Source organism: Corallococcus sp. Z5C101001, from assembly GCF_007352635.1.
GTDB classification, from domain to species: Bacteria; Myxococcota; Myxococcia; order Myxococcales; family Myxococcaceae; genus Corallococcus; species Corallococcus silvisoli.
Genome location: NZ_VKLU01000004.1, coordinates 402,206 through 423,285 on the forward strand (window position 1 = coordinate 402,206; position 21,080 = coordinate 423,285).

Genomic DNA, 21,080 nt, shown 5'->3' on the forward strand with positions numbered 1-21,080 from the left:
CCAGGGCAAGGAACGGTCCGTGCCTTCCAACCCGGGTGCTGGGTTCCCGGCCCCAGGATGCGTAAGGTTTGGGGGATGACCGCGACGCTGCTCCTCACCGACCCGCTCTTCCTCCAGCACGACGCGGGCGAGGGCCACCCGGAGTCACCCGCCCGCTTGCGGCGCATCCTCCAGGTCCTGTCACGAAACCCCGTGGCGGGCACGGTGATGGCCCAGCCCCGCTCCGCCACGGACGCGGAGCTGCTGTCGGTGCACACGCCCGCGCACCTGGAGGCCCTGCAGAAGCTGAGCGGCCGCGTCGAGCGCATCGACGAGGACACCGCCGTGTCCCCCGACAGCATCGACGCGGCGCGGCTGGCGGCGGGCGCGGCGGTGCAGGCCGTGGAGGCGGTGATGGCGGGACAGGCGAAGAACGCCTTCGCGCTGGTGCGGCCGCCCGGGCACCACGCGGAGCCGGACCGGGCGATGGGCTTCTGCCTCTTCAACAATGTCGCCATCGCGGCGGAGGCCGGACGGCGGCGCGGGGCCGAGCGCGTGCTGGTGTTGGACTGGGACGTCCACCACGGAAACGGCACCCAGGCGGCCTTCTGGGGGCGCCGCGACGTGCTCTACCAGTCCGTGCACCAGTTCCCCTACTACCCGGGCAGCGGCGCGGCGCCGGAGGTGGGCCGGGGCGAGGGCCAGGGCTTCACCGTCAACTGCGGCCTGCCCGGCGGCAACACCGACGCCGACTACGGCATGGTCTTCGAGGACCTGCTGCTGCCCGTGGCGCAGGCGTACCGGCCCGACCTGGTGCTGGTGTCCGCGGGGTTCGACCCGCACCGCGACGACCCGATTGGCGGCATGGACGTCACCGAGCGCGGCTTCGCGGCGATGTGCACCGCCATGCGCGAGCTGGCGGAGGAGGTGTCCGACGGCAAGCTGGTGCTGGTGCTGGAGGGAGGCTACTCGCTGGAGGGCCTGTCGAACTCCGCGCACGCTTGCATTGAAGTGCTGGCGGGGCGCGACGACCGCTTCCCCTCTGGCGACGTCAACGCGGACGCGCGCCGCGCGCTGGCCGCGAGCCGTCAGGCGCTGTTGCCGTACTGGGCCAGCGTGCGCTGAACGGGCCCGGCTTTGGGTTCGAGTCCCGCCTTCCGGACTGTTCTACTCCTGTCCTCACGAGTGGTTGGCGGCGTCCTCGACGCGTGTTGCACGGATGTCGTACGCCGAAGCGAGTGGACGGCCCAGGACGTTGACCGCCGCTCTCTGGCTGTCAGGGCTCAGGGGGTGCAGCGCACCGTCATTTCGATGGTTGCGTGCCCCCATCCAGGAAACCCGGTTCGTCTGAACGCCCGCGCGCGCTGATAGACTCCAGGCGCGTAGGGATGAAGCCCTCCCTTCCGCGAGGACATCGCCGTGCGCTTCCGCGCTTGCATCGCACTCCTCCTCTTCCTTTCCGCGTGCGCCACGCCGGCACCGTCTCCCGGCACACTCGGCACGCGGAGCCAAAGACTCGCCAACCTGGAGCGGGCGGCGCACCTGCCCTGGGCTGACGAGGGGCGGTGCGTTGTCCGCGAAGCATCCCAGCCTTGGCCTCTTCTGGTGGAGAGGTGCTACCGGACCCTCGACCATGACCGGCTCGAGTTCCACGACGCTACGGGAAGGTGCGCGGTCGCCTCCGCTGACGCCGCTGCCGTGGGAATCGGATTCTGCGTGCTGGCGGCTCCCGAGATTGCCGTGGGGGCCGTGATCGTGCTGGGCACGGTGGTGGTCGCCGTCGCCATCAGAGAAGCACTGGATGCATACGAACTCCGCCACGCCTACCCCGAGGAAGCAGGGCCCTCTCGAGGAACGAAGCTGTCCTCCCGGGACACTGAAGCCCAACGCAAGCCCAAGCTCGAGCCCGAGCCCGCGGGGCAAGACTGGCAGCCCCCCGTGCCGCCTGTGCCTGTGGACCGGACAGGCCGAGCCAGCTGTGAGCCTGTTCCAATGCCTCACGCAGGTGGGGACGACCCACACAATGAGTGCGCCGACTGGTTTCCGCCGAACCGCTACCCCGGCAAGGACGTGCTCGTTGGCGGCGTGCGCTTCGATGCGCTGCAAGTCGGCGTGCGCGTGCTGTGGGAGATCAAGACCGACCAGTTCGACACGTACAATGCCTTTCTCCGCGGGCAGGTCATCAAAGGGCAAGCAGCCAAGATGCGGGAAGAGCGAGACATCGCGCTGTCATGTGGATATCGCTTCGCCGTTGGGGTGAGCACCGAAGCGCACAGAGAAGCACTTGAGCGTGAGGCGCCCGAGCTGGAGATCGTCGTCACGGGGTGCAGGCGATGACCACACAGAGCACCCTTGGCATTATTGTCTACGCGCCAGCGCTGCTTGCCGCGGATGGTCGCACTCTCGCTGTCGTCCATGGGATGGAGCAGGCCTTCCCCGGCTTGCGCCTCGACTGGACGGTTTCCGACGAGGGGCGCCCCATCGCTTTACCGCAGCGCGACTCGTGGCTCTCCGAAGGAGCCAGGGATGGAGGCTTCCCTCTCTTGTGCAACGGTGACGAGAGCTTCCCTGTGATGATTTATGGGTTGCGAACACCCGCGCGCCAGGCGCCCGGCGGGCAGTCGTTGCTTGATGTCCATGCAGAGCTGCCACTGAACGAGGCTGTCATCGCGGTGGCAGTGGATGTGCTTGGAGGCGTGGCAGAAGGGGCCCGCGCGTTCTGGGGGCATGCGACGCCGTCTAGCGCGGGTGTCGAGCTCGCACGACAAACACGCGATCCCGTCCACAAGCCAGGGACTCCGCCCCGGGGGCTGCCAGCACTCAGTCTTCCAGAGAAGATCCGCTCGCCGGAGATTCCGCATCGCCTCGGATGGTTGAACTTCTGGTCTGCGGCTACCGCGCAGGCTCTCCGGTTCCCGGACCCGACCCGTGACGCCGAGCTGCTTACGCGGTCCAGGCGCACGGCGACGGGTGGATGGGTCGTACAGCTCACCGACACGCCACTCGACCTGGACAACCCTGCTCACTTGGATGCGCTCAAGCGCGCCTACGAGCGCTTTCCTGAAATCGGCGGACGCGCGGCGCCTAGACCTTGATCAAGGGCTAGGACGCATCTCCCTGTCTTGCGCTCCCGCGCGTCCCTGCTCGCCGACTACACACTTCGTACGCGTCGCCAACGCGGCCCATGGGGGGCGCGCGCCTGCATCGAAGTGCTCGCGGGGCGCGACGACCGCTTTCCCTCCGGCGACGTCAACGCGGACGCGCGCCGGGCGCTGGCCGAGAGCCGTCAGGCGCTGCTGCCGTACTGGGCCAGCGTGCGCTAAGGGCCCCAGTCCGGGCCCCTTCGCGGCGCTGTCGCTGGAGGGACCGCTACTTCACGCCCTGCTGTTGCTTGCTCTTCTCCACCAGCTCCGACGCCTTGGCGGCGATGTTGTCGAACTGGGCGCGGTACACGTCCGAGTGGCTCTTGCCCGTCTTGGCGTCCTTGACGTTCTGGCGCGCCCAGTAGCTTTCGAAGCTGGGGTCCGCCCCCTCCAGACGCTTGCCGAACCGGTCCATCTCCTTGGGCCAGCCCTGGCTCTGGATGCCGTCCTTCATCACGTCGTGGTGGCGCTGGATGCCGTTGTATTCGATGCGCTCCATGCTCTTGGCGAAGTTCTCCCGCCGGGCGTTCAGGTCACCGCCCACGATGTGCTTCCCCAACGCCGCGTTGACCTCCGTCTGGAAGGCGTCGCTCGTCACCTTGCTGAACTTCTTCTGCTGGGCGACGTTGGTCAGCTCGAAGGCCATGACGCTGGCGCGCTTGGGGCCCGTGAGGTCCGGACGCAGCCCGACCTGACCCTTGCCCGAATAGAACATGCCGCCCTGGACCTGATCCTTCGTGATGACGTTGACCGGCTTGTCCTGGGCCGCCGCCGCGTCCTCCGCCAGCTGCTTGTACTTGGGATTCTTCAGCATCTCCTCGTGCGCCAGCTGGTCGTACGCCGCGTGCATCGACGGATCCGTGGGCGGGCGCTGCACCGTGGGCTGCGGCCCCGCGGGAGGACCCTCCGTGCGCTGCTTCTTCTTCGCGGGCCCCTCCTGCACCGGCGTGCGGATGGGCGAGACGAGCTCGTCGTGCTTGCGCTTCGGCGGAAGCGAAGGACCTGAACCTGCCTTGAAGATGCCACGGGTCATGGGATGCGCTCCGGGGGGTTCCCGCGAAGAGGACGGAAGCAGGATAGCGCCCAACCCCAGAAACTCCAGCCACCTCGCCTCCCAGCGCTCCTCGAATCACCGGAGGCGCGTGCGGCGCGGAGGGCCACCACGGATGCGGGCTCGGACATGACCCGCTAACGTCGGGCGCCGAGCGAGGGCGCATGCCTTACATCATCATCGGCTTCCGGCGGCTGGAGCAGCAGAACTACGTCGAATACATCACCCCGGGCGACGGCGACTGCCTCTTCCACAGCCTGTCCTTCCTGCTCCACCGGGCGGGCCGCGACCTGGATCCCCTGGTGCTGCGCCAGCGGGTCCGCGACTTCCTCGAGGGGCTCTACCGGGACCGGACCCCGGCGCTGAACGACTACCGCGCCGGCATGCTCAATGACATCCAGGTCAAGCTGATGTCCGGGGTCTACTACCGGGGCGCCAGCTCCATTCGGGGCTACGCCGATGCCATCGCGGAGGGGGCCGGCGGCGGGAAGCACCAGGCGGTCTGGGGCGATGACACCTGCATCCAGGTGCTCTGCGAGGTGTTCAACCTCCGCGTCGTCGTGCACTCCGACACGGGCAACAGCATCTTCAGCCCCACGCCCTGCGTCGCGACGGTGCTGGCGCCCGGCGTCACCACGCCCCCGCTCCTGCTGGAGCTGTCGAACTACGACCTGCGGCACTTCAATGCCTTGCGGCAGGAGGCCCCGGACTTCCGCCCCGAGGGCCTGCCGTCGGCCACTCCGGCGAAGACCCCCTGGGGGTTCAAGAAGGGCGGCTCCAGCCCCAAGGCCCGGCACCTGGACAAGGACGCCCTCCGGAGCTTCGTCACCAGCCAGAAGGAGATCCGCGTCTTCATCCCGGACAGCAGCGGCTCCGGGCACCAGTCCACGACCGTGCAGGTCATCCAGGAGCTCATCGACCTGGGCGCCACCCTCCTGCGCGTCATCTACGCGCCGGGCGACGAAGAGGAGAACGCCGGCCGGGATGAGCTCACGTGGGTGAAGCTCGTCCGGCTCATTCCCGGGCTGCCGGAGCAGCCGGCCGCCATGCACCGCCTGGGCAAGGCCACGCTCCTCTTCCATTCGCTCGACGCGTTCGAGAACCTGCCCATGGCCGAGGTGCCCCTGGGCGTCACGGGCGGGTGGGATGATCCCCAGAACCCCACCGAGAGCCTGAAGGTCCAGTGGTTCCTCACCCTGCAGCCCCTGCAATGGAGCGGCGTGACCGACCGCTCCGTGGCGCCGAACATCCTCTATGGCGCCGGCAAGGACACCGACGTCCTGCTGGAGGGGGGCTCCGAGTACGGCCCCTCCTTCGTGGACCGGGGCCTCCACGTCGACACCCGCCCGTACCTCACGCCGCGCTGGGCGGACCTTCCCCCGAAGCAGTTTCCCCCCGGCGTCCGGGACTGCATGGCGTTCATCGAGGAGCTGCGCAAGGCGGACCGCATCTCCCTGATGCCTGTCTATTTCTCCGCGGGGCGCCCCGTCGCCGAGGCCTCGGACATCCTGTTCAACCTGGTGGCGGGGCTCAGCACCCTGCGCGTCTCTGGCGCGCCGCTGAAGCCCGTCGTGATCCCCGTCCTCGCGCCGCTCCCAGCGGAGGACTACCTGGCCCTGCGGCTCCGGCTGGCGCCAGACCCCCAGCCCCAGGCCGTCGCGGTGCAGACGGGACGCTCGGCCTTCTCGACCGTCAGCCGGCTCGATGAGCTGTTCCCCTCCCGCCATGTGTACCTGGGGGGCACCCGGCTGTTCGAGGCGTTCCGCGACGTGGGCCTCGCGGGGAACCTGCCGGAGTTCCTGGTCCGGGGAGGTTTCCACCCGAGCCGCATCCCGCCCATCCTCATCCTGCCGTTCGGACGGATCCCGTCGCTCGCCTTCGGGCGCCTCATGGTCCTCGCGGATCTCCCCAGCGTCTTCGAAGGCGCGGGGACGATGAACCTCGCCCTCAACCTGGGGAAGCCCTACCTGCGGCTGATGAGCCAGGAGGACATCGGCAAGAACTTCTACCCCCTCCCGGGGCAGGACGCCGCCGCCTGGTCCAGGCACTGCAACAACGCCGCCTCCAGCCTGTCGGAGTCCGCCGCCTACTGGGAGCTGCTGCTCTCACAGAGCCGGGCCCGGTCCGGTCCGTTGCCCGTCCTGTCGGACCGCATCCTCGCGAACTTCTTCACCGAGCTGGCCAACCCCCACTCGGACACCCGCAGGGGCTTCGCGCTCCAGGCGACGTTCTACGGCAACCCCGACAACGCCAAGCTGAGGATGGGCCTGCGCCGCGTCATCCAGGCGCACGGCGAACCGCCCTCCAAGAAGTAGGCCGCCCGCGCCCTTCAGAACGCCAGGTTGAGCTGGAGCGTCACCAGGTTGGAGGTGCCCGGGTCGTGGGCCAGCTTCACCGCGCCCAGCAGCTCCGGGTCCGGCGAGCGCTGGTGCGCGAACTGGTAGCGCAGCTTGAAGGCCAGGAAGGGCGCGTCCACGAACCACGCGAGCTGCGCCTCCAGGACATACAGCGAGTCGTCGGGCAGCTCGTGGCTCACGTCCAGCCAGGACAGCCGCACGCCCGCGTCCAGCACCTTCTTGTAGAAGACGTAGTCCGCCTGCGCCCACGCGCCCACGCTGGTGAAGTTCGGGCCGGAGGGCCGCTCCGGGTGGACGCGCTCGATCCACCCCTCCGCGTAGAAGGTGAAGCGCTGGGCCTGGAGCATGAAGTCCACGCCGCCGGTGACGAACTTGCGCAGGCCCTCGTCGGTGATCTCGAACCCGCCCGTCTCCACGTTGAAGTTCTCCTCGACGCGGTCCACCTTGCCGCCCGCGCCCTGCACCGTGAAGGACACGCGGAACGGCGCGCCCTTCTCATCCGACATGATGTACGGCAGCTCGCCATAGCCCATGGGGCCCATGGGGTTCACCGTGAGCCGCGCGTTGGACACCCAGCGTCCCGGGTCCGACGTGATGGAGCGCAGCGGCGAGCCGCCATAGATGCCCGCGTAGTACTCCAGCGCCTTCGCGGTCCCCATGAACGTCAGGCCCTTGTCGCGGCCGGTCCAGAAGTAGTTCGCGACCGGCGCGAACTCCGGGAAGAGGATCTGCTGTGGCCCCAGCGACTCATGCCGGCTGATGGGCGTGTATTGCTGTCCCGCGCGCACGCCCAGGACCTTCCACGGCTGCAGGTCCACGTAGGAGTCCAGCAGGTAGGGCGCCCCCGCCGACGCCAGCTCCAGCGACGTCCAGAACTGGACCCACGGCCGGAACACGTTGCCGTAGAGGCGCGGGCGCAGGAACGGGAACGCCGTGCGGGACTGCGCGTGGCCGTTCTCCCAGACGGGCTCCAGCTTGTAGGCGCTCTGCAACCCCGCCCCCAGCTTGTAGCGGCCGTCCTCCGACTCGACGGCGAAGCCCTTGTCCTTCGGGGGCGTCTCCACCTTCGGAGGCTTGTCGTCGCCCTCGGCCTCCTCCGCGGCGCCCGCGCCCATCGCGGCGAGCACCCCCAGAAGCCCCAGCCAGCCCCACCGCTGCCGCTTGCCCATGCGCTCCCACCCGCCCGGGTCCCCCTCTTCGCGCGGGGACCCGAGCCATGGTGGGAGGCAAGGGGCCGGGCGGCATCACCGCCCGCGGTCTCTCGCGCTATCGCGAGCCGGACACTCCCGCGCCGGAGGGGGCCGCCTGCTTCGGGCCGGTGGCGGAGAAGAGGTCCCCGCCCAGCTCCGTGATGATGGACTCCACCGCCTTCTGGCCGCGCACGCTGTTGCCCGCCTTGTCCAGCGGCGGGGAGAACGTCGCCACCGCGAAGCGGCCGGGCACCACCGCCACGATGCCGCCGCCCACGCCGCTCTTCGCGGGGAGGCCCGCGGTGAAGGACCAGTCCCCGGAGTTCTCATAGAGGCCGGTGGTGAGCATCAGCGACAGCACCTTCTGCGCGTTGTCGGAGTCCACCACGCGCTTGCCGGTGACGGGGTTCGTCCCGCCGTTGGCCAGCGTGGCCCCCATGATGGCCAGGTCCTTCGCGGTGACGTTCACCGAGCACTGGCGCGTGTAGACGTCCAGCGCCTCCATGGGGTCGCCGGGCAGCGCGTCGTAGGACTTGAGCAGCCAGGAGATGGCGCGGTTGCGCGTGTTGGTGGCGGACTCGGAGTGGTAGACGGGCTCGTTCACGTCCAGCTCGCGCCCCGCGAAGGCGTTGAGCGTGTCCTCGATGCGCGTCCAGCGCGCGTCCGCGTCCTGGGCCGGCACCATGCTCACCGCGGTGATGGCGCCCGCGTTCACCAGCGGGTTGCCCGCGGGCGGGCGCTTCGCCTCGTGGTTCTGCTCAATCGCGATGATGGAGTTGAAGGGTTCGCCCGTGGCGTTGGTGCCAATCTTCTTCTCCACCGTGTCCGCCCCCACGTCCTGGAGGACGCGCGCCAGGGTGAAGGGCTTGGACACGGACTCGATGGCGAAGGGGTGCTCGGCGTCCCCCACGGAGAAGACGCGCCCGTCCACCGTCACCAGCACGATGCCGAAGAGGTTGGGGTCCACCTTCGCCAGCGACGGGATGTAGTCCGCGTTCTTGCCGCTCTTCACGCCCTGGTAGCGGGCATGGGCCCGTCGCAGCGCGTCCTTCGCCTCCGCGGAGGACACGTCCGCGTCCGTTGCCGCCCGCGGGGTCTTCCGCGCCTGCGCGGGCGCCCCGTTCTGGGCGAACCCCGCACCCGGCGCCCCCAGCAGCCCCACCGCACAAGCGAGCGCAATCACCGCCCGCCGCATCCCGCACCCCGTGGCCTTCGACATGGACCGTCCTCCCTTGCCTTGCGTGCGGTTCACCCTGGAGACGCAGGGCCCTGTCGGGCAACGCACGCCCTCCGGGTGGAACGGGCGGACGCGCCACTGGCCGTCCCCCACCGTGGGACGAGGCCCCCGTCCCCGGCACGCGCCATCTCACCTTTCGTACGCCCCACCCGCCGCCAAGGAGCGCGCATGCCACTGCATGGGAAGGACGAAGTCCGCGCACGCATCAACGACGACGTCTACGCGTCACCCGACCTGTCCGTCCCGATGCCCAAGTTCCGCATCCCGGATGACGAGCACAGCGCGGAGCACGCCTACGCGGTGGTGCATGACGAGCTGCTGCTGGACGGCAACTCGCGGCAGAACCTGGCCACCTTCTGCCAGACGTGGTCCGAGCCCCAGGTGCACCGGCTGATGGACGAGTGCCTGGACAAGAACATGATCGACAAGGACGAGTACCCGCAGACCGCGGAGATTGAAACGCGCTGCGTGAACATGCTCGCCGACCTCTGGCACGCGCCCGACGCGAGCGACACCCTGGGCACCTCCACCACCGGCTCCAGCGAGGCGGCCATGCTGGGCGGGCTGGCCCTCAAGTGGCGCTGGCGCAAGCGCCGCGAGGCCGAAGGCAAGCCCACGGACAAGCCCAACCTCATTTGCGGCCCGGTGCAGATCTGCTGGCACAAGTTCGCGCGCTACTTCGACGTGGAGCTGCGGCAGGTGCCGCTCGCCCCCGGCCGGATGACGCTGACGCCGGAGGAGGTGCTCAAGGCCTGCGACGAGAACACCATCGGCGTCGTGCCCACGCTGGGCATCACCTTCAACCTCGTCTACGAGCCGGTGAAGGCCATCGCCGACGCGCTGGACGACCTCCAGCGCCGCACGGGGCTGGACATCCCCATCCACGTGGACGCGGCGAGCGGAGGCTTCATCGCGCCCTTCATCCACAAGGACGTGGTGTGGGACTTCCGCCTGGAGCGGGTGAAGTCCATCAACGCCTCCGGCCACAAGTTCGGCCTGACGCCGCTGGGCTGCGGCTGGGTGGTGTGGCGCGACCGGAGCGACCTGCCGGAGGAGCTGGTGTTCCGCGTGGACTACCTGGGCGGGGACATGCCGACGTTCGCGCTGAACTTCTCCCGGCCGGGCGGGCAGATCGTCATCCAGTACTACAACTTCCTGAGGCTGGGGAAGGAAGGCTACCGGCGCGTCCAGCAGTCCTGTTCGGACACGGCGAACTTCATGTCGCTGGCCATCGAACAGATTGGCCTCTTCGACATCCTCTACGACGGCCGGGGCGGCGTGCCCGGCGTGTGCTGGAAGCTGAAGGATGGCGTCAAGCCGGGCTTCACGCTCTATGACCTGGCGGACCGGATGCGCGAGCGCGGCTGGCAGGTGCCCGCCTATCCCATGCCCGCCAACCTCCAGGACCTGGTGGTGCAGCGCGTGCTGGTGCGCCACGGCGTGAGCCGGGACCTGGCCACGCTGCTGGTGCACGACCTGGTCGCCTGCATCGAGCACTTCCGCCGCCACCCGGTGAGCACGCCCATGACGAAGGAAGAGGCCTCCGGCTACCACCACTGAAGTCCGCGACAGGGAGCGTCCCGATGCGAGTCATCACACGCCACACCGCGCTGCTGGTGGGGGCGGTGGCCGTGGGGCTGGCGGTCGTCGCCTTCGCCCAGGGGGCTCCGGCCCCGGCCGCGCCCCCCCGGCCGCATGGCCCGTTCGGGGTGCTGCTCGCGGCGCTGGGCAAGCAGCCCTTCATCCTGCTGTTCCTGGTCATCGCGGGGGGCTACGCGCTGGGCAAGGTGCAGGTGAAGGGCGTGGGCCTGGGCGCCACCGCGGCCACGCTGCTGCTGGGGATGGTGGTGAGCCTCTGGGCCTATCAGGCCTTCCACATCACCTATGCCATCCCGGAGTTCACCAGCACGGTGTTCTTCAACCTCTTCATCTTCGCCATCGGGATGAAGGTGGGGCCGCAGTTCATTGGCGGCATCCAGCGCGAGGGGCGCCACCTGCTGGTGCTGGCGCTGCTGGTGCCGCTGCTGTCGTCGCTGCTGGTGTACCTGTCCCGGTTCGTCTTCCACCTCCAGCCGGGGCTCGTGGCCGGCATCCTCTCCGGCGCGAACACCGCGACGCCGGGCTTCGGCGCGGCGCAGTCCGCCCTGGCCAGCGGCGCGGTGAAGCTCACCGGTGGCGCGACGCTGGAGCAGGCGCGAGCGAACCTGACGACGTCCTACGCGCTGCTCTACTCCGTCAGCATGGTGCTCTTCACCGTGATGGCCAAGGTGCTGCCCGGGATGTTCGGCCGGGACGCGGTGGCGGACGCGAAGGCGATGGAGAAGGAGCTGGCCGGAGAGCAGCAGGACCCGCTGCCGGGCACCGCCGAGTCCTTCCTCCGGGGCAACGCGCCGCTGCACGTGCGCGTGTTCCGCGTGGAGAGCCCGGAGGTGGAGGGGCGCTCGCTCCAGCAGCTGAGTCCGCGGGCCCCGCGCGCCGGCATCGAGCGGGTGCTGCACGCGGGCCGCGTCTACCTGCCCGAGGACGGCCTGGTGCTGCACCGGGGGGACGAGGTCGCCGTGGCCGGCCCGGTGGGGCTGCTCCTCGCCGGGCCCGAGCGCATCGGGCCGGAGGTGGATTCGCGGCTGGGGGACGTGCACGTCGAGACGATGGAGATCGTCGCCCACAAGGCGGACCTCGTGGGGCACTCGCTGGGGGAGCTGGCCCGCGAGGAGGGCCACGGCCTGTACCTCAACGCGCTCTTTCGCGGCGGCGACGAGCTGCCCATTGGCCGTGACGTGGTCATCCGCCGGGGTGACGTGCTGCGCGTGACGGGCAGCCGCCGGCGCCTGGACGCCATCCAGAAGCGCGTGGGGCGCGTGGTGCGGCCCAGCCTGGTGACGGACATCATCACCCTGGCGCTGGGGTTGTCGTTGGGCGCGTTGCTGGGCGCCATCACCGTGCCCGTGGGCGGGGTGAAGTTCAGCCTGGGCTCCGCGGTGGGCCTGCTCATCGTGAGCATCGGCTTGAGCATCCTGCGCACCCACAACCCGGCGCTGGGCGGCCCGTTCCCGGAGGCGGCGCGCGAGCTGCTGGAGGACCTGGGCCTCAACGTCTTCATCGCCATCCTGGGCATCAACGCGGGCGCGGGCGTGGCGAGCGCCGTCGCGGGGGGGACGCTGACGCCCATCCTCGTCGTGGGCCTCGTCGCGGCGCTGGTGCCGCCCATCGTCGCGTGGGCGGTGGGCCAGTACGTGATGAAGATGAACACCGCCGTGCTGATGGGCGCCGTCGCGGGCGCGCGGTGCAACAGCGCCGGCATGCGGGCGTCGCAGGAGGCCACCCACAGCATCATCCCGGCCATCGGCTATCCGGTGACGTTCGCGGTGTCGAACCTGCTGCTCACGCTCATCTGCTACCTCTTCGCGCTGATGGGCTGACAGGCGCGGGCGTTCTGCCGCCGACGGACGCAAGGGCGGGGCGGGCAATACCGTCATCACGGGGGCCCTCCCACGTTCGCCGGCATGCGAACTCCGCTCCTGGCCCTGGCCCTCTTGCTCGCGCCCGTCCTGACGGCCGATGCCCAATCCGCGGAGGAGTGCCGGCCGCTCCGTGACCGGATGCTGAGCGGCCACCTCTTCGAGCTGCCCATCCTGCAGCAGAGCGCGCTGGTCACCACGCACATCGGCATGCGCACCGGCATCGCGCGCTACCACGTGCCGGACGTGCCCGTGGGAGACACCCGCCGGCTGGACGCCCTGCTCCTGGGGTTCCAGGAGACGCTGGACGTGGGCCTGCGGCTCACGGACTGGCTGGCCCTGGCGGGCTTCGCGCAAGGCGTCGGCATCCTGGGGTCCACGCCTCCGGCGCTCATCGCCCGCGGGGGTTCGGTGGACCTGGTGGGCCAGGCGGGGCTGGTGCTGCGGCTGCTCCGCAACGAGGCGAGCGGCTCCCAGGTCTCCCTCCGCGCCAATGGGGGCTACGACAAGGGGAGGAGCCTGACGCTGCTGCCCTTCACGCGGGCCATCATCAACAACCCGCTCCTGACGCTGGACGACGTGTTCAACGGCGACATCGCCCAGTACCTGCAGGTGCCCTCCTCCGAGACGACCGTCAATGGCGGCGTGTACCTGGCGCAGGCGCTGGGAGCCAGCTTCTCCGTCCAGGCCTCCGCCTCCGCGGAGTACGCGTGGCAGAAGCGCGAGCCCTTCGACGCCGTGGCGGGCGGCCGCGTGGTGCAGGACACGTACGCCGTGCGGGTGGACCTGTCCGCGGCGCTGACGGCGGACCTGCGCCCCGCGCTGGGCATCCCCATCGCGGTGATGGGCGAGTACCTCTTCCGCACCGGGAGGCAGACGTTCGTGGACCTGCCCCACCGCACCCTCCACTCGAGCACGCTCGCGCTGGGCGTCTACTACTCCGGTCGCCAGCACCTGCAGTTCGGCGTGGGCGCGGCGACCACGCTCAAGCTGGCCCCCCTGCAGGGGTTGGATACGGAGGACGAGACGATGGTGTCGGGCGACCCCAAGCTCTCCTACGGCCAGCTCATCCTCCGCTACATCTTCTGACCCGGCCCCCGGCGGCCCGTCCGTCCCCACTCCCGGGACGATGATCCTGCCCATCCGGGTGGCCACATCGTCCCCATGGGAGAAGCTCCACACCCGCCCGCCGCGCGGGGCCACGCCTCGTGGCTTGCCCGCGTCAGCCCCTTCGTGGCCTCGCTGCACGGCTACGACCGGGCGCGGCTGAAGAAGGACCTGGTGGGCGCGCTCACGGTGACGGCGCTGCACATCCCGGAGGGCATGGCCTACGCGCAGCTCGCCGGACTCCCGCCTCAGGCGGCGCTGTACTCCACGCCCGCGGCGCTGGCGCTCTACGCGCTGTTCGGCAGCTCGCGCCAGCTCATCGTCGCGGTGTCCGCCAGCGTGTCGGTGCTCTCCGCCGCCACGGTGGGCGCGCTGGCGCAGCAGGGGTCCCCGCGCTTCGTGGCCCTCACCGCCGCGCTGGCGCTGCTGGCGGGCGCCGTCGCGGCGCTGGCGGGCGTGCTGAAGCTGGGCCGCGTCGCGCAGTTCTTCTCCGCCTCCGTGCTCAGCGGCTTCGTGTTCGGGCTGGCGCTCATCATCGCCATCAAGCAGGTGCCCAAGCTCCTTGGCATCGAAGGCGCCAAGGGCGGCTTCTTCGAACGGCTGGGCTTCATCCTCTCCCACCTGGGACAGACCCACCCGCTGACGCTCGTCGTGGGCGCGTCGAGCATCGCGGCGCTGCTCCTGTTGGGGAGGGTGTCCCGGCGCATCCCCGCCGCGCTCGCGGTGCTGGTGCTGGGCATCGCCGTGTCCGCGCTGCTGCACCTGGACGCGAAGGGGGTGGCCATCGTGGGGCCCATCCCCTCCGGGCTCGTGTCCCCCCGGCTGCCTCCGGGCGTGGGCTGGCAGGACCTCTTGAAGCTGCTGCCGGGGGCGTGCGGCATCGCGCTGGTGGCGTTCGCGGAGGCCATTGGCCCGGCGCGCATGTTCGCGGCGAAGCACGGCTACGAGGTGGACCCCAACCGGGAGCTGGTGGGCCTGGGCGCCGCGAACGTGGGCGGCGGCCTCTTCCGGGGCTTCGGCATGGGGTGCAGCCTGTCCAAGTCCGCCGCCAATGATCAGGCGGGCTCCACCACGCAGGTGTCATCGCTGGTGACGGCGGGCCTGACGCTGCTCGTGGCCCTCTTCCTCACCGGCCTGTTCCGCGCGCTGCCCGAGGCCACGCTGGGCGCCATCGTGGTGGTGGCCATCCTGGGGATGATGGACGTGAAGGAGCTGGCGCGGCTGGCCCACCTGCGCCGCGCGGACTTCCTGGGCGCGGCGGTGGCGTTGCTGGGCGTGCTGGCCTTCGACGTGCTCCCCGGCCTGCTCATCGCGGTGGGCGTGTCGCTGTTCCTCACCGTCTACCGCGCCAGCCGCCCGCGCCTGAGCGAGCTGGGCCGCGTGCCGGGGACGCTGGACCTGGCGGCGACCCACCGCGAGTCCTCCGCCATCACCCTGCCCGGCCTCCACGTCTTCCGGCCGGAGGAAGGCCTCTTCTTCGCCAACGCGACGTCCCTCCGGGACGAGGTGCTCGTCCGCGTGCGCGACGCGGCCTCGCCGGTGCGCGAGGTGCTGCTGGACCTGGAGCTGACGGACGACCTGGACGTGCCGGGCGCGGACATGCTGGCCGGCCTGCACGAGGACCTGTCCCACCGGGGCATCACCCTGGCCCTGGCGCGCGTGCACGCGCCCACGCACCGGATGCTGGAGCGCACGGGCGTCCTGGAGAAGGTGGGCGCCCAGAATGTCTACCCGCAGGTGAGCACGGGCGTGGAGGCGTGGATGGCGCGCCACGAATCCCAGGCCTGGCAGGAATGGCGCCTCATCCACGACGGCCTGGACCTGGTGCGCGCGCGCGTGGACGAGGCTGGCGCGACGCTGCACGGCGAGGAGCGCCACCGACAGAAGGACCTGCTCGTCCAGTTGGACGAAGCGGAGTCGCGGATGCGGAGGCTGCTCGACCACCTGCCGCACCCGCCATCCGACGACGACGGGGGCCCCCGCGGCCCCACGCACTGAAGCAGTCCCCCCAACGCAAAGGAGTGCGGCACATGGCGACCACTGGCAAGACGAAGTCCACGGGCAATGGCAATGGCCACGGCAAGCACGAGAAGCGCAAACCCAACATCCTGGTCATCTGGGGCGACGACATCGGCTACTGGAACATCAGCGCCTACAACCAGGGGATGATGGGCTACCGCACGCCCAACATCGACCGCATCGCGAAGCAAGGCGCGCTGATGACGGACTGCTACGGCCAGCAGAGCTGCACCGCGGGCCGCGCGGCGTTCATCACCGGCATGAACCCGCTGCGCACGGGGCTCACCACCATCGGCATGCCCGGGGCCAAGTACGGCCTCCAGGACTCCGACCCCACCATCGCGGAGATGCTCAAGCCGCTGGGCTACACCTGCGGCCAGTTCGGCAAGAACCACCTGGGCGACTCCAACCCCTACCTGCCCACGGTGCACGGCTTCGACGAGTTCTTCGGCAACCTCTACCACCTCAACGCGGAGAACGAGCCGGAGTGCCCCGACTACCCGAAGGACCCGGCCTTCAAGGAGCGCTTCGGCCCGCGCGGCGTGCTGCACGCCTGGGCCACCGAGCGCAACGACGCCACCGAGGACCCTCGCTGGGGCGTGGTGGGCAAGCAGCGCATCGAGGACACCGGCGCGCTCACCCGGAAGCGAATGGAGACGGTGGACGGCGAGTTCCTCCAGGGGACGCTGGACTTCATGGAGCGCGCGGTGAAGGAGGGCAAGCCGTTCTTCCTCTGGCACAACACCACGCGCACCCACGTCTGGACCTACCTCCAGAAGAAGTACCAGAACGCCACCGGCTACGGCCTCTACGCGGACGCGATGCGGGAGCTGGACGACATCGTCGGGGTGCTGCTGGACAAGCTCGATGAGCTGGGCATCGCGGACGACACGCTGGTGGTGTTCTCCACCGACAACGGCGCGGAGAAGATGGGCTGGCCGGACGGCGGCAACTGCCCGTTCCGCGGTGAGAAGGGCTCGACGTGGGAGGGCGGCGTGCGCGTGCCGTGCGTGGTGCGCTGGCCGGGCGTGGTGGAGCCGGGGCGCATCATCAATGACATCTTCGCGCACGAGGACTGGATGCCCACGCTGGTGGCCGCGGCGGGCGGCCCCACGGACCTCGTGGAGAAGTGCAAGCGCGGCTACAAGATCGGCGACAAGACGTTCAAGGTCCATCTGGATGGGTACGACCAGAACGCGCTCCTGGCGGGCACGGCGCCGGGCAACCGCGACCAGTTCATCTACGTGCTCGACAGCGGCAACGTCGCGGCGGTGCGCTACAAGGACTGGAAGGTCATCTTCAGCTACCAGGACGGCGAAGGGCCGGACATGTGGTTCAGCGGCAAGCGCTTCAACCCCGCGTGGCCCTACCTCATCAACCTGCGCTCGGACCCCTTCGAGTACGGGCCGCACTCGGGGCTCTACACGCAGTGGTATGGCGAGCGCATGTTCACCTTCGTGCCCGCGCAGATGCTGATGCGGCAGTTCGCGGAGAGCCTCCTCGAGTTCCTGCCCAGCCAGGCGCCGGGCAGCCTGAGCATCGGGCCGATGAAGGAGCGCGTGCAGCGGAAGATCGAGGAGGCGCGCAAGCACAAGGACGAGCCGAGCATCGGCGCCCAGGTGATGTCGCTGGCCAATGAAGTGGAGCAGCTCATCCACCGCGTCCAGCAGTCTCACGCGTAGCCCCAGGCGGCGCCGGGCGGTGGAGGGGCGCCATTCCTCCACTGCCCGACACCGCTCCTGTTCTCCGGTGCGAGTGTCATTCCCCGCGCCGGGCCGGATGTTCGGCACGGAGGCCCCAGGCCATGCACAGGAACGAACCCCGCGACTCCGCCGTCACGCCCGACGTCGAGCCCACCGACACCACCGCGCGCCCGGGCCGCGCCCCCTCTCCGGACATGGTGTGGATCCCCGGCGGCACCTACTGGATGGGCTCCGACCATCACTATCCGGAGGAGGCTCCGGCCCATCAGGTGACCGTCTCCGGCTTCTGGATGGACCGCTACACTGTGACCAACGAGCAGTTCGCCCGCTTCGTGGAGCAGACCGGCTACGTCACCGTCGCGCAGCGTCCGCTCGTCGCGGCGGACTACCCGGGCGCGACGCCGGAGTCGCTGGTGCCCGGCTCGCTCGTCTTCCAGAAGGCGAAGCAGCCCGTGGACCTGGGCAACGTGGCGAACTGGTGGAGCTACGTCCCCGGAGCCAGCTGGAAGCACCCCGAGGGCCTCCGCAGCTCCGTGAAGCACCGCCGCGACCACCCCGTCGTCCACATCGCCTATGAGGACGCGGAGGCGTACGCCACCTGGGCCGGCAAGGCCCTGCCCACCGAAGCGGAGTGGGAGCGCGCCGCGCGCGGAGGCCTGGACCGCAACGAGTTCTGCTGGGGCAATGACTTCACGCCCCACGGGGAACACCTGGCCAACACATGGCAGGGCTACTTCCCGTGGCAGAACCTGCGCGAGGACGGCCACGAAGGCACCTGCCCCGTGGGCAGCTTCCCTCCCAATGGCTATGGCCTGCATGAGATGGCCGGCAACGTCTGGGAGTGGACCACCGACTGGTACCACGAGCGCCACCAGGGCCACCCCGGCAAGGCGTGCTGCATCCCCGTCAACCCGCGCGGCCCCGCGACGGCCCAGGGCAGCCAGGACCCCTCCACGCCGGCCGTCACCATTCCGCGCCGCGTGCTCAAGGGCGGCAGCTACCTGTGCGCGCCCAACTACTGCCGCCGCTACCGGCCCGCCGCGCGCTCGCCGCAGGCCGTGGACAGCGGGGCCAGCCACATCGGCTTCCGCTGCATCGTGCGTCCGCCCGCGCCCTAACCGCCGCGCGCGGCTCCGGTGCCGGAGGGCCGCCGCGGTTCGCGGTCCACGGAGAGGCGCGGCGGCACCACCACCGTGGCGAACACGAGCCCCAGCACCAGCTGGAGCGCCACCAGCAGCACGTTGAAGAGCCGGGCGTCGCTCGCGCCCGCGCTCGTCACGCCCAGGAGCGCGACGATGGCCTGCGTGCCCACGAAGCCCGGCGCGAGCTGCAACAGCCCGGGCATGATCAGCGTCATCGGCATCCGGTCCTTCCGGCGCCCGTAGAGCAGCCCCACCACGCCCAGCACGAACGCGGCCAGCAGCGGACTGCCCCGGTCCCCCAGCAGCGCCTTGGCCATCGCCTGCGTCCCGTACGCGAGCAGCACCGCGCCGACGATCCACCCCACGTCGCGCGGCCGTCCGGACATGCACACCGACAGCGCCACGCCGCCGATCGCGACCAGGAGGAACGTGAGCAGGGGCGGCAGCGCCTGCGCCGCGGCGGGTGGAGGCAAGGGCCAGGCGAAGCTCCAGAGCGTCCCCGCCGCGGCGATGCCCACGCCCAGCATCAGGAAGCGCAGCAGGCCATAGGCGAGCCGGGGCAGCCCCGCCTCCACCGATTCAGTGGCCAGCTCCAGCGAGCCCAGCGTCACCACCATCGCGGGCACCAGCAGCGTGGCGCCGCCGAACAGCGCTCGCACCGCGTCGAAGCGGGGCAGGATGAACGTGAAGCCGAACGCCACCAGCGTCCCCAGGAAGGCCGCGAGGAAGCTCTTCTGCAGGTCCATCCGCTGCGAGCGCAGCGTGCCGAAGTGGATGAGCCCCGCGACGACGCCCACGAAGAAGGCCACCCCCATCTCCAGCCACGCCCCACCCACCCGGGCGGCCACGGCCGCGCCGTACACGCCATACGCCAGGAACACGAGCCATTCGGGGTAGGCGGGCGGGCTGGACTCGATGCGGTCCAGCTCCGCGCGGGCCTCGGGCAGGAGCACGCGCCCCTCCGCGACCGCGTCCGACAGCCGCAGCAGCGCCGCGGCCCGGCCCAGGTTCCAGTGGGGATTGAAGGGCAGGCGCGCGAAGGCCACGCGGGGCCGCCGTCCGGCCATCACCTGCGTCATCGCCAGACTCTGGAGGGTGAAGACCTCCGCCTGGAGCCCCCAGGCCTCCGCCACGCGCCTCACGCGCGCCTCCACCAGGAGCGCTGGCTGATAGGCCAGGTGCAAGGCCCTGGCGAGGTCCAGGAGGAAGGCCGTCTGTGCCTCCATCGCTCCGTCCGCTTCGCGCTCCAGGGTCATGGGGCCTCCGCGCCAGTGTCATTCCCCGTGGCGGGCCCGGCGCCCTCGCCCTCACTGGGTGCGAACGAGAAGGTGGCGCCAATCAGCAGGGTCACCTGAAAGGAGCGCACGTCCAGGCTGTCCACCGAGGACGCGATTCCCGACTCCCGGAGCGCGTCCGCCAGCCGCTGGGACTGCTTGCCGCCCCACGCCACGTCGCCGCCCAGCGTGAAGCGCGTCCGGCCGTGTCCCCAGTGCACGCCCGAGGCCACGTGGTACAGGTCCCAGGCCCCGAGCAGCGCGTTCGTCGCCGGGGTCCGCGCCAGCGCGCTGAAGTCCGTGTGCCCGCTCAGGTACACCCGCACCTGCTCGCCCAGCCGCTGCTCCACGCCCAGCGCCGCGTTCAGCACCGGCTTGAGCGCCAGGTCGAAGTCCCCGTCGATGGACTCCGTCGAGCCGCGAGGGACGATGGGCGCGCTGTCCACCAGCGTGAGCGGCGTGACGCGCGCGTAGCCCTCCAGGGACAGGTACACCGTGGTGGAGCGGAACCTCCGGCTCGCCCCGAGCGCCGCGCTCCACGGGCTGCGGAAGCGCGCCGCGAGGCCCTCCTGGAAGTCGAACACGGGCGCGGGGGTCGCCACGTCGAACCCCTGCGTCAGGATGGCGCGCTGGTATCCCGCCGAGCCCTGCCCCCAGAGCCCCAGGCTCGGCGTCGTCACCGCCAGCCCCACGGCCCACGGCCCATCCTGGTAGCTGGCCCCCACCTTCAGGAGCACGCGGAGGTGTTGCAGTTGCACGTCCCTGCCCAGCGTCGCCAGCAGCTGCTGGCCCGCGGCACCGGAGCCCTCCGCCAGCGTCTGGAAGCGCAGCTCCTGCTGCCGGAACGCGAGGAAGGGACTCAGGCCCAGGCCCAGGTGACCGCCGATGGGCACGGCCCAGGACAGCCCCGCCCAGTACTCGCTCACGGACTGGTCCAGCCGCACGTCCGTGGACAGCGCGTCCATGCCCCCCACGCCCGCCAGGTCCACGCCCGTGCGCGTGTCGCGCGACTCGAGGCTGAAGGAGACGCCCTGGCGCGTGAGCAGCGAATAGGCCAGCTTGGACTTCCCCAGGAAGTCGAAGCGGAGCGAGCCCGCGATGAGCGACGGGAGCACGCTCACGTTGGAGTCGGACAGGGCCCGGCCCCGCCCCAGGCCATCCTCCACCTTGAGGCGGGCGAACTCATACACGCTGCCGGTGAGCTCCAGCTCCGGCGTCCCCAGGATGCCGAGCGCGCCGGGGTTGTAATAGACGGCGCTGATGTCACCCGGGTTGCCCACGAAGGCGCCTCCCAGCAGCCACGCCCGGTTGCCGAACTGCCGGGTGGTGTAGTGCGCGTCCTGCGCCAGCGCCGGGGCGGACAGCAGCAAGCCCAGCACCGCGACGCGGAGCAGCGCTGGTGAGGGGAGTGGAGCCATGG

The 21,080-nt window shown here is 70.4% G+C and carries 15 protein-coding genes; 10 read left to right on the forward strand and 5 right to left on the reverse strand.

Translation table 11 applies throughout. The annotated features are described in order from the left end of the window. Window positions 1-75: 75 nt before the first annotated feature. From FOF48_RS10165 to FOF48_RS10175, 3 genes are all read left to right on the forward strand, one after another. Complete coding sequence (locus FOF48_RS10165; RefSeq protein WP_186001848.1) at window positions 76-1,104, forward strand: histone deacetylase; 1,029 nt, start codon at window positions 76-78, stop codon at window positions 1,102-1,104. 573 nt (window positions 1,105-1,677) lie between these two features. Then, a complete protein-coding gene (locus FOF48_RS10170) occupies window positions 1,678-2,316 on the forward strand; it encodes a DUF6310 domain-containing protein (protein WP_328700959.1) in 639 nt (212 codons plus the stop codon). Then, on the forward strand, window positions 2,313-3,074 hold the full coding sequence (locus tag FOF48_RS10175; RefSeq protein WP_143900545.1) for a DUF5953 family protein: 762 nt from the start codon (window positions 2,313-2,315) through the stop codon (window positions 3,072-3,074). Before FOF48_RS10170 ends, FOF48_RS10175 begins: the two co-directional genes overlap by 4 nt. Before the next feature lie 274 nt (window positions 3,075-3,348). On the opposite strand, the gene FOF48_RS10185 is transcribed toward FOF48_RS10175, so the two are convergent. Further along, a complete protein-coding gene (locus FOF48_RS10185; RefSeq protein ID WP_143900378.1) occupies window positions 3,349-4,155 on the reverse strand; it encodes a hypothetical protein in 807 nt (268 codons plus the stop codon). Between the two features lie 182 nt (window positions 4,156-4,337). Here FOF48_RS10185 and FOF48_RS10190 point away from each other — a divergent pair, with 182 nt between their 5' ends. Continuing rightward, window positions 4,338-6,488: a hypothetical protein gene (locus FOF48_RS10190; RefSeq protein ID WP_143900380.1), complete on the forward strand. Its 2,151-nt coding sequence runs from the start codon at window positions 4,338-4,340 to the stop codon at window positions 6,486-6,488. A gap of 14 nt (window positions 6,489-6,502) precedes the next feature. Here FOF48_RS10190 and FOF48_RS10195 read toward each other — a convergent pair whose 3' ends face one another. Together FOF48_RS10195 and glsA are read right to left on the reverse strand one after the other, a co-directional pair. Continuing rightward, complete coding sequence (locus FOF48_RS10195) at window positions 6,503-7,699, reverse strand: hypothetical protein (protein ID WP_143900382.1); 1,197 nt, start codon at window positions 7,697-7,699, stop codon at window positions 6,503-6,505. A gap of 97 nt (window positions 7,700-7,796) precedes the next feature. Then, window positions 7,797-8,939 (reverse strand): glutaminase A, encoded by a 1,143-nt coding sequence (glsA, locus tag FOF48_RS10200; RefSeq protein WP_143900384.1) that lies wholly within the window; start codon window positions 8,937-8,939, stop codon window positions 7,797-7,799. Window positions 8,940-9,125: 186 nt separating this feature from the next. Here glsA and FOF48_RS10205 point away from each other — a divergent pair, with 186 nt between their 5' ends. The 6 genes from FOF48_RS10205 to FOF48_RS10230 all read left to right on the forward strand — a co-directional run bounded on the left by FOF48_RS10205 (window position 9,126) and on the right by FOF48_RS10230 (window position 18,362). Continuing rightward, window positions 9,126-10,517 carry a glutamate decarboxylase gene (locus tag FOF48_RS10205; protein ID WP_143900385.1) on the forward strand — a complete coding sequence of 464 codons (1,392 nt, stop codon included), beginning with the start codon at window positions 9,126-9,128 and terminating at the stop codon, window positions 10,515-10,517. A 23-nt stretch (window positions 10,518-10,540) separates the two neighbouring features. After that, window positions 10,541-12,376, forward strand: coding sequence for an aspartate:alanine exchanger family transporter (locus FOF48_RS10210; RefSeq protein ID WP_143900387.1), 1,836 nt, complete (start codon window positions 10,541-10,543; stop codon window positions 12,374-12,376). 84 nt (window positions 12,377-12,460) lie between these two features. After that, window positions 12,461-13,504 carry a hypothetical protein gene (locus FOF48_RS10215; protein WP_143900389.1) on the forward strand — a complete coding sequence of 348 codons (1,044 nt, stop codon included), beginning with the start codon at window positions 12,461-12,463 and terminating at the stop codon, window positions 13,502-13,504. 75 nt (window positions 13,505-13,579) lie between these two features. Then, window positions 13,580-15,520, forward strand: a complete 1,941-nt coding sequence (locus tag FOF48_RS10220) for a SulP family inorganic anion transporter (protein ID WP_143900390.1) — start codon at window positions 13,580-13,582, stop codon at window positions 15,518-15,520. 32 nt (window positions 15,521-15,552) lie between these two features. Further along, window positions 15,553-17,223, forward strand: a complete 1,671-nt coding sequence (locus tag FOF48_RS10225) for an arylsulfatase (RefSeq protein WP_143900392.1) — start codon at window positions 15,553-15,555, stop codon at window positions 17,221-17,223. 122 nt (window positions 17,224-17,345) lie between these two features. Then, complete coding sequence (locus FOF48_RS10230; RefSeq protein ID WP_143900394.1) at window positions 17,346-18,362, forward strand: formylglycine-generating enzyme family protein; 1,017 nt, start codon at window positions 17,346-17,348, stop codon at window positions 18,360-18,362. Here the strand turns inward: FOF48_RS10230 and FOF48_RS10235 are convergent. Together FOF48_RS10235 and FOF48_RS36415 are read right to left on the reverse strand one after the other, a co-directional pair. Beyond that, complete coding sequence (locus tag FOF48_RS10235) at window positions 18,359-19,642, reverse strand: threonine/serine exporter ThrE family protein (protein WP_143900396.1); 1,284 nt, start codon at window positions 19,640-19,642, stop codon at window positions 18,359-18,361. The two genes, FOF48_RS10230 and FOF48_RS10235, sit on opposite strands and share 4 nt — an antisense overlap. Then, window positions 19,639-21,078 (reverse strand): hypothetical protein, encoded by a 1,440-nt coding sequence (locus tag FOF48_RS36415; RefSeq protein ID WP_186001849.1) that lies wholly within the window; start codon window positions 21,076-21,078, stop codon window positions 19,639-19,641. The genes FOF48_RS10235 and FOF48_RS36415 overlap by 4 nt, the downstream gene beginning before the upstream one ends. Window positions 21,079-21,080 lie beyond the last annotated feature (2 nt).

What these genes read in the sequence shown, in the direction of transcription:
- FOF48_RS10165 (WP_186001848.1), top strand. Translation starts at nt 76, where the DNA reads ATGACCGCGACGCTGCTCCTCACCGACCCGCTCTTCCTCCAGCACGAC.
- FOF48_RS10175 (WP_143900545.1), top strand. Translation starts at nt 2,313, where the DNA reads ATGACCACACAGAGCACCCTTGGCATTATTGTCTACGCGCCAGCGCTG.
- FOF48_RS10185 (WP_143900378.1), bottom strand. Translation starts at nt 4,155, where the DNA reads ATGACCCGTGGCATCTTCAAGGCAGGTTCAGGTCCTTCGCTTCCGCCG.
- FOF48_RS10190 (WP_143900380.1), top strand. Translation starts at nt 4,338, where the DNA reads ATGCCTTACATCATCATCGGCTTCCGGCGGCTGGAGCAGCAGAACTAC.
- FOF48_RS10195 (WP_143900382.1), bottom strand. Translation starts at nt 7,699, where the DNA reads ATGGGCAAGCGGCAGCGGTGGGGCTGGCTGGGGCTTCTGGGGGTGCTC.
- glsA (WP_143900384.1), bottom strand. Translation starts at nt 8,939, where the DNA reads ATGTCGAAGGCCACGGGGTGCGGGATGCGGCGGGCGGTGATTGCGCTC.
- FOF48_RS10205 (WP_143900385.1), top strand. Translation starts at nt 9,126, where the DNA reads ATGCCACTGCATGGGAAGGACGAAGTCCGCGCACGCATCAACGACGAC.
- FOF48_RS10210 (WP_143900387.1), top strand. Translation starts at nt 10,541, where the DNA reads ATGCGAGTCATCACACGCCACACCGCGCTGCTGGTGGGGGCGGTGGCC.
- FOF48_RS10215 (WP_143900389.1), top strand. Translation starts at nt 12,461, where the DNA reads ATGCGAACTCCGCTCCTGGCCCTGGCCCTCTTGCTCGCGCCCGTCCTG.
- FOF48_RS10220 (WP_143900390.1), top strand. Translation starts at nt 13,580, where the DNA reads ATGGGAGAAGCTCCACACCCGCCCGCCGCGCGGGGCCACGCCTCGTGG.
- FOF48_RS10225 (WP_143900392.1), top strand. Translation starts at nt 15,553, where the DNA reads ATGGCGACCACTGGCAAGACGAAGTCCACGGGCAATGGCAATGGCCAC.
- FOF48_RS10230 (WP_143900394.1), top strand. Translation starts at nt 17,346, where the DNA reads ATGCACAGGAACGAACCCCGCGACTCCGCCGTCACGCCCGACGTCGAG.
- FOF48_RS10235 (WP_143900396.1), bottom strand. Translation starts at nt 19,642, where the DNA reads ATGACCCTGGAGCGCGAAGCGGACGGAGCGATGGAGGCACAGACGGCC.
- FOF48_RS36415 (WP_186001849.1), bottom strand. Translation starts at nt 21,078, where the DNA reads ATGGCTCCACTCCCCTCACCAGCGCTGCTCCGCGTCGCGGTGCTGGGC.